The sequence below is a fragment of the Sulfurovum sp. genome, assembly GCA_026990595.1.
Lineage (GTDB): Bacteria > Campylobacterota > Campylobacteria > Campylobacterales > Sulfurovaceae > Sulfurovum.
Genome location: JALXCZ010000006.1, coordinates 21,344 through 27,780, shown reverse-complemented (window position 1 = coordinate 27,780; position 6,437 = coordinate 21,344). Strand labels below are relative to the sequence as shown.

General features: G+C 39.0%; 8 protein-coding genes. 2 read left to right on the top strand and 6 right to left on the bottom strand.

From position 1 onward, the window contains the following. Positions 1-92: 92 nt before the first annotated feature. Both MVE01_RS01795 and MVE01_RS01790 read left to right on the top strand, forming a co-directional pair. Complete coding sequence (locus MVE01_RS01795; RefSeq protein ID WP_472560446.1) at positions 93-1,034, top strand: NlpC/P60 family protein; 942 nt, start codon at positions 93-95, stop codon at positions 1,032-1,034. Beyond that, positions 1,035-1,433, top strand: a complete 399-nt coding sequence (locus MVE01_RS01790) for a YchJ family protein (RefSeq protein WP_472560445.1) — start codon at positions 1,035-1,037, stop codon at positions 1,431-1,433. On the opposite strand, the gene MVE01_RS01785 is transcribed toward MVE01_RS01790, so the two are convergent. The 6 genes from MVE01_RS01785 to MVE01_RS01760 form a co-directional block, all read right to left on the bottom strand. Beyond that, positions 1,428-2,093, bottom strand: coding sequence for a PhoU domain-containing protein (locus tag MVE01_RS01785; protein ID WP_472560444.1), 666 nt, complete (start codon positions 2,091-2,093; stop codon positions 1,428-1,430). The genes MVE01_RS01790 and MVE01_RS01785 overlap by 6 nt on opposite strands. A 9-nt stretch (positions 2,094-2,102) precedes the next feature. After that, positions 2,103-2,894, bottom strand: a complete 792-nt coding sequence (gene pstB, locus MVE01_RS01780) for a phosphate ABC transporter ATP-binding protein PstB (protein WP_472560443.1) — start codon at positions 2,892-2,894, stop codon at positions 2,103-2,105. Between the two features lie 9 nt (positions 2,895-2,903). Beyond that, complete coding sequence (gene pstA / locus MVE01_RS01775; protein ID WP_472560442.1) at positions 2,904-3,713, bottom strand: phosphate ABC transporter permease PstA; 810 nt, start codon at positions 3,711-3,713, stop codon at positions 2,904-2,906. Continuing rightward, positions 3,713-4,567, bottom strand: a complete 855-nt coding sequence (gene pstC / locus MVE01_RS01770) for a phosphate ABC transporter permease subunit PstC (protein WP_472560441.1) — start codon at positions 4,565-4,567, stop codon at positions 3,713-3,715. The genes pstA and pstC overlap by 1 nt, the downstream gene beginning before the upstream one ends. Before the next feature lie 65 nt (positions 4,568-4,632). Continuing rightward, positions 4,633-5,634, bottom strand: coding sequence for a phosphate ABC transporter substrate-binding protein PstS (gene pstS / locus MVE01_RS01765; RefSeq protein WP_472560440.1), 1,002 nt, complete (start codon positions 5,632-5,634; stop codon positions 4,633-4,635). 78 nt (positions 5,635-5,712) lie between these two features. Next, entirely contained in the window at positions 5,713-6,396 is a 684-nt protein-coding gene (locus tag MVE01_RS01760) for a response regulator transcription factor (RefSeq protein ID WP_472560439.1), read from the bottom strand. Between the last annotated feature and the right edge of the window lie 41 nt (positions 6,397-6,437).

Below are 6,437 nucleotides of genomic sequence, written 5' to 3'. Positions count from 1 at the left end.
AAACTTCCAAGAAGAGCAGTACCAAGATAAAAAATAATAGAGAACCTCTATATTTTAGTCTATTTTAAAACCATTCGTCTATAATTATCGTTATGAAAAAAACAATAATACTCTTTTTACCCCTGATCATATTTATCTTAACTGCCTGTAGCCAAAAAGTGAACCACTACCCAAAACATCCTGACTACTCCATTAAAAAACCAAAGGTCAAGTACACACCAAGTAGAAAGAATCTTGACAAAATGGTAAAAAAACTTCAGGGAACTCCTTATGTCTGGGCTGAAGAGGGACCAAACAAGTTTGACTGTTCCGGGTTTACCTACTACCTCTATGGCAGCATGGGTATAGAGATCCCCCGTGTCGCAAGAGAACAGGCAAAAGTTGGAAAACGTATCGGCATTAATGAATTAGAGTATGGCGATCTTATCTTTTTTGCAACCAATAAAAGACACAGAAGAAGGATCACCCATGTCGGTATGTATCTGGGTGACGGATGGTTCACCCATGCCAGTACCACAAAACATGAAGTGATCTATTCCAATCTTTACACATCACCCTACTATAAAAAGAGACTGCGCATCTGCCGCAGATATTTACCCTCTACCACCACGCCTACACATATCGCATCTGCTACTCCGTGGGAAACAGCAAAGACAGTCCCTGCTGTATCTCTACAGCCGCAACCGACAGCATCTGTAGCCACTACTACGGCTCCACAGACGAAAGTACCTAAAGAAACTGCTGCCAGTAAAGCGATTGTGATAAAGTCACCAATGCAAGAGATCGAACAAAAGTCTCCTCAAGGTAATTTCTATGTACAAGTCGGTTCATTTGCAGGTAAACCGAAAAAACAACTGCTCTATACCATTACAAGAAAAGGATTTACCTATAAACTCATTGAATTCCCTAAAGAAGGCAGACCTGTCTCCAAACTTCTTATAGGTCCGTATTTGAGCAGAGCAGAGGCTACACAGGCACTCCTTCAGGTAAGAGCACAGATCCAACCGGATGCCTTCATCGCAGAGATCAGATAAGTGAAACACCCTGCCAACACTTTCTGCCCCTGCGGATCTGGCATAAAATATAAAAAATGTTGCTCCAAATACCACAAAGGAGCCTTGGCTCCTGATGCACTTACATTAATGAAGTCCAGATACAGTGCCTATGCCGCAGGTGAAATTGACTACATCATCAAAACAACCCATCCGGATAATTCTGACTATACAGAAGATACCAAGCAATGGAAAGAAGATATAGCACTATTCTGTAAAAATACAGATTTTTTAAAATTAACAGTCTTGCAATTTATAGATGGAAAAGAAGAAGCTTATGTGACTTTTTCTACCATGCTCTCTTCAGGTGAGCTAAAAGAAAAAAGTCGATTTCTGAAAAAAAATGGCAAATGGCTTTATGTGGATGGAGAATTTCTATAGTTTTCCACCCATTCTGGAAAAAATAACCCTTTGTGCCATCGAGTCAAGTCTATCGATGATTTTAAGGTTCTTACGAATATATTTCAGCAGATTAAAGTACTCCTCGGCAAGTCCATCTGCACCACATATTTTTTGTATGACTTCTTTTTCAAGCAAAGTATAGATGTCGTCTGTTTTTGAATACTCTACATCTATTTTAGATGCCAGATTTTTGATCTTATCATTGTCATCAAATGTTTGAAACATTGTCAGTGAGTATTCAAAGGCATTCACTGTACATCTATTGATCACTAAAGAATTTTCAATCAATTCAATAATCGTTGCATTATCTTCCATCAGCATGCTTTGCATATTTTTCAAATAATTATTGATATTGGCACGTATACGGTTCATCGCTGATGTGATTTTTAGATAAGAGACCATCTCTCTTAAATCTCTTGCTTCTGGTGTAAACTTTGCAAAAATAAGGACAATATCATTGTCTATTTTTTCCGTGGTTTTAGAAATCTCTTTCAACTCTTTTCTTGCTTTTTCCAATGCCTGTGCATCTTTTACCTTTAGGGCTTCAAGCCCTGCTTTGTTGGCTGTTGCCAATCCCTGCAGGGTATCGACTACTGCTTCTCTTACTTCGTGTCTGGCTTCACTGTATCCTGGTAACATAGTTTCTCCTTATCCAAATCTACCTGTTATATAATCTTCTGTCAATTTCTCTTTAGGATTGAGAAATATCTTATCTGTTTTATCAAACTCTGCCAAGTCACCTAAGTACATAAATGCTGTATAGTCACTAAGACGACTGGCTTGTTGCATATTATGTGTGACTATTACCACAGAGACTTCCTGCTTCAGTTCTGCAATCAGCTCCTCTATAGCACCCGTAGAGATGGGATCTAGGGCAGAGGTAGGTTCATCAAACAGAAGCACTCTAGGTTTCAATGCTACTGCTCTTGCGATACAAAGACGTTGCTGTTGTCCACCGGACATTCCCAAGGCAGATTCATTGAGTCTGTCTTTTGTTTCATCCCAAATGGCAGCACCTTTAAGTGCTTTTTCAACTCTGCCTTCGAGTTCACTCTTCTTTTTAATCCCAGAGAGTCTCAATCCATAGGCTACATTATCGAAGATACTCATAGGGAACGGTGTTGGCTTTTGGAAAATCATCCCTACTTCCTGACGAAGCTTGATGAAATCATTCTCTTTTTTGAGCTCCAATATATTCTCTTTTATACCGTCTTCTCTATAGAGATTAATTTTCCCTTCGTAGGTATTACCGGGATACAGGTCATGAATACGGTTCATCGCTCTAAGCAGTGTAGATTTACCGCAACCACTCGGACCTATCATTGCCGTGATCATATTTTCTTCTATAGGAAGATTAATATTTCTCAGTGAAGGCTTGGGCGCACCTGCATAGGTAAAGCTAAAATCTTTTAACTCCATTACCAAATTGTCTTTTGCCATACTCTTTCCTTATTTTTTATTTCTTATTACAAATCTACCAAGTAGATTGATGATGAGTACAATCATCGTCAAGATAAATGAAGCTGCCCATGCCAACTCACGACTGGCCTCATCAGGATAGGTAGCCAAATTATAGATACTTACGGTGAGTGACGGAAACTGTCCTGTTAAATCCATCGTAAAAAACTGGTTGTTCGCAGAAGTAAAGAGAAGCGGTGCCGTCTCACCAATAATACGTGCAAAAGAGAGTAAAACACCTGTTGTAATGCCCACTTTTGCAGCACGTACAACAATCTGCAAAATAATCTTATGTTTAGAGCCACCCAATGCCATCCCTGCCTCACGTAATTCGGTCGGTACAAGCGCTAGCATATTGTCAGTCGTTGAGATGATGATAGGTATCATCATAATCGCAAGTGCCACAGCACCTGCCCAACCATTGTACCCACCAAACGGATCTACGAGTAATGCATATACAAAGACTCCAATAACGATGGAAGGTGCAGACATCATCACATCTGAAAGGTTACGAATCACAGAAGCAAGTTTACTTCCATATCCATACTCTCTGAGGTAAATTCCGGCCATCATCCCTACAGGTACGGCGACAAGGGTAGCAATAAGTGCCATGGTAAACTGCCCAACTAAAAGGTTTCGTATACCACCTTCTACCAAGTCATTGGTAAAAGTACTCCAGTGGATACTCGTAATACCTTTATAACTTAGTGTTGCCAAGATCCAAAACAAAAAGCTTATCCCGATCAATGCTGAAAGTATAGAGAGGGTTAAGATAATTTTATTGAGTAAAAGTCTATTCATTAGTTAACCTTTCTACCTAAAAAATAAAATTTTGCCAATGAAATAATAATAAAACTAACCACAAAAAGAATGAGAGCCAAAAAGTACATAGAACTCATTTCCAAGTCTTCTGCTTCTGCAAAGTTGTTTGCCAAAAGTACTGGTATAGATGTCGTAGGATCTGTGATCTTACTCGGTAAATGCATGACTGAACCTATAAGGAATGCCACTGCCATCGTCTCACCCAGTGCACGTCCAAGTGCCAAGATAATAGACCCAATGATACCTCCTTTAGAATAAGGCATAATCACATCTTTAATGACTTCAAACTTCGTAGCCCCCATAGCATACGCTGACTCTTTAAGTACAGAGGGTGTCGTGTTCATAGAGTCACGCGTAATCGCTGCCATAAAAGGGATAATCATAATGGCTAACACAATACCTGCAGTAAGAAGCCCTACCCCATTTCCACCAAACGTAGCCTGTACGATGGGTGCAAAGTAAAACAACCCCCACATCCCGTAAATAATACTAGGAATAGCCGCCAAAAGTTCAATAGCTATAGAGACTGGTTTGGCAACATTAACAGAGGCAATTTCAGTAAGAAAGATAGCAATTCCCATTGCTAGTGGTGTTGCAAGCACCATAGCAATAATAGTACTCAGCAGTGTCCCTACCATAGGAATATATCCGCCAAAAATACCGCCTTCATCGTCTTCTCCCGGTTCCCACTTCTCTGTCCAAAGGAAATCAAATCCAAACGTATGCATAGATTCCTGTGCATAATGAAAAAGTATGGCAAAGATACCTACAAGCAAGAAAAAAGAGAGTGTTGCTGAGAAGAAAGAGAAATTTCGAAAAAGTTTACCACCCATATCTAACCTTTATTTTAATGGGTGGATTGTATATCATCTTGGTAACAATTTGATAACAGTTAGAATTATTTTATTTTTTTAGTTTCCCAGTATCCTCTGATCGCATCTTTAGTAGTTGCGGGAAGAGGTACATATCCTAAGTCTGCTGCTGCTTTGTCACCATGTGTATATGCCCATTCCATAAATGCTGTTACCTCTTTGTTGGTAACAGTTTTTTCTGCTGGTAAAAGAAGGAATGTTGCTGCTACAATTGGGTAAGAAGTTGCACCAGCCGGGTCACCGATGACTGCATAGAAATCTTTTTCTGCTGTCCATGAAGCATATTTTGCTGCATCTTGGAAAGATTTAACCGTTGGGTTGATGAAGTGCCCCTCTTTGTTCTCAACCTGTGCTGCAGGAAGACCAAGTTTTGTTTTGTAAGAGTACTCTATGTAACCTATAGCACCTTTGATTTGTTGAATATTTGCCGATACACCTGAATTAGATTTACCTGCAACCACTTTCGTCGCTGTCCATGTTGGTTTTTTACTTACTTTAATAGCATCATCAATTTTATTCAAGAAGTATGTAAAGTTAAAAGTTGTACCAGATTTATCTGCTCTTACACATGTAGTGATAGCTTCGTGTGGCAACTTAAGTCCTGCATTGTCTTTGGCGATGATAGCATCATCCCAAAAACTTGCTTTCCCTGTAAAAATTGCATCAATGGCTGCACGGCTAAGTTTAAGCTCACCATCTTTAACACCATCAAGGTTATACGCAAGTACGATAGACCCTACAACTGTTGGGAACATATACAATTTTGCTTCTCTTAATTTTTCCGGCTTCAATGGTTTATCCGAACCTGCGAAGTCTACCATTCTTTTTTTAATAGATTTAATTCCGTCACCTGAACCTGTTGGTGTATAGTTTACTTTTTTTCCTGTTGCTTTAAAATACTCAGCTGTCCAAGCTTTATATACCGGACCAGGGAAAGAAGCTCCTCTACCTTTAAGTTCACTTGCATGTACTGCCGTAAGTGCTACTGAAGCTACTACTGCTGCTGTTACGATTTTTTTGAAAGTCATTCTATTTTTCCTTCGAAAAGTTTAGTTTCCCATTTGGGTTGCCGAAGTATAAAATAAGTTGGAAACAATTTGGAAACATTAATTTAATCTATACCCCACACCCCATACCGGAGCAATATACTCTTTTTCAGCATCAGGGTCTATCTTCTTTTTCAAACGATTCATAGCAACATTGATGGTCTTGTCATGAAAATCTACACTGTCATCACCCCATACTTCATCACGCAAAAAATCTCTATCAAGTGCTTGATGTGGATTTTTAATAAAGGTATGCAAGAGTCTAAACTCTAAATTGGTTAATTCTATTTTTTTCCCTTCTATGCTGAGTGTATGCTGATGCATATCCAGTACCATATCTCTATATTTTACTTTATCTCCGGTCTGAGTACCGCTACGCTTTAAAAGAGCTGCAATACGCAGCAATAGTTCTTTAGATTTAAACGGCTTGGTCATATAGTCATCACCGCCAGATCTAAATCCTTCTTCAAGATCAGAATCTTTATCTCTCGCAGTAAGAAAGATCACGGGGATATTATATCCCTGCTCTCGAAGGTAGGCAACAAACTCACTGCCTTCTACACCGGGGAGGTTTCTGTCAACAATCATCAGTGCCGGAGACTCTTCTTCAATAAATTGTTCGACATTCTCTGTAGAGAGAAATCCTGTAGCACTATAGCCTTCTTTTTGAAGATGATACTCTATGAGTTCCAAAATATCAGATTCATCTTCAATGACAACAATTTCTATATTCTCTTTTTGCATAGTATTATAGTAATATCAATTGATAACATTTTGATTACATT

Coding starts and splice junctions, on each gene's coding strand:
- MVE01_RS01795 (WP_472560446.1), top strand. CDS start 93: ATGAAAAAAACAATAATACTCTTTTTACCCCTGATCATATTTATCTTA.
- MVE01_RS01785 (WP_472560444.1), bottom strand. CDS start 2,093: ATGTTACCAGGATACAGTGAAGCCAGACACGAAGTAAGAGAAGCAGTA.
- pstB (WP_472560443.1), bottom strand. CDS start 2,894: ATGGCAAAAGACAATTTGGTAATGGAGTTAAAAGATTTTAGCTTTACC.
- pstA (WP_472560442.1), bottom strand. CDS start 3,713: ATGAATAGACTTTTACTCAATAAAATTATCTTAACCCTCTCTATACTT.
- pstC (WP_472560441.1), bottom strand. CDS start 4,567: ATGGGTGGTAAACTTTTTCGAAATTTCTCTTTCTTCTCAGCAACACTC.
- pstS (WP_472560440.1), bottom strand. CDS start 5,634: ATGACTTTCAAAAAAATCGTAACAGCAGCAGTAGTAGCTTCAGTAGCA.
- MVE01_RS01760 (WP_472560439.1), bottom strand. CDS start 6,396: ATGCAAAAAGAGAATATAGAAATTGTTGTCATTGAAGATGAATCTGAT.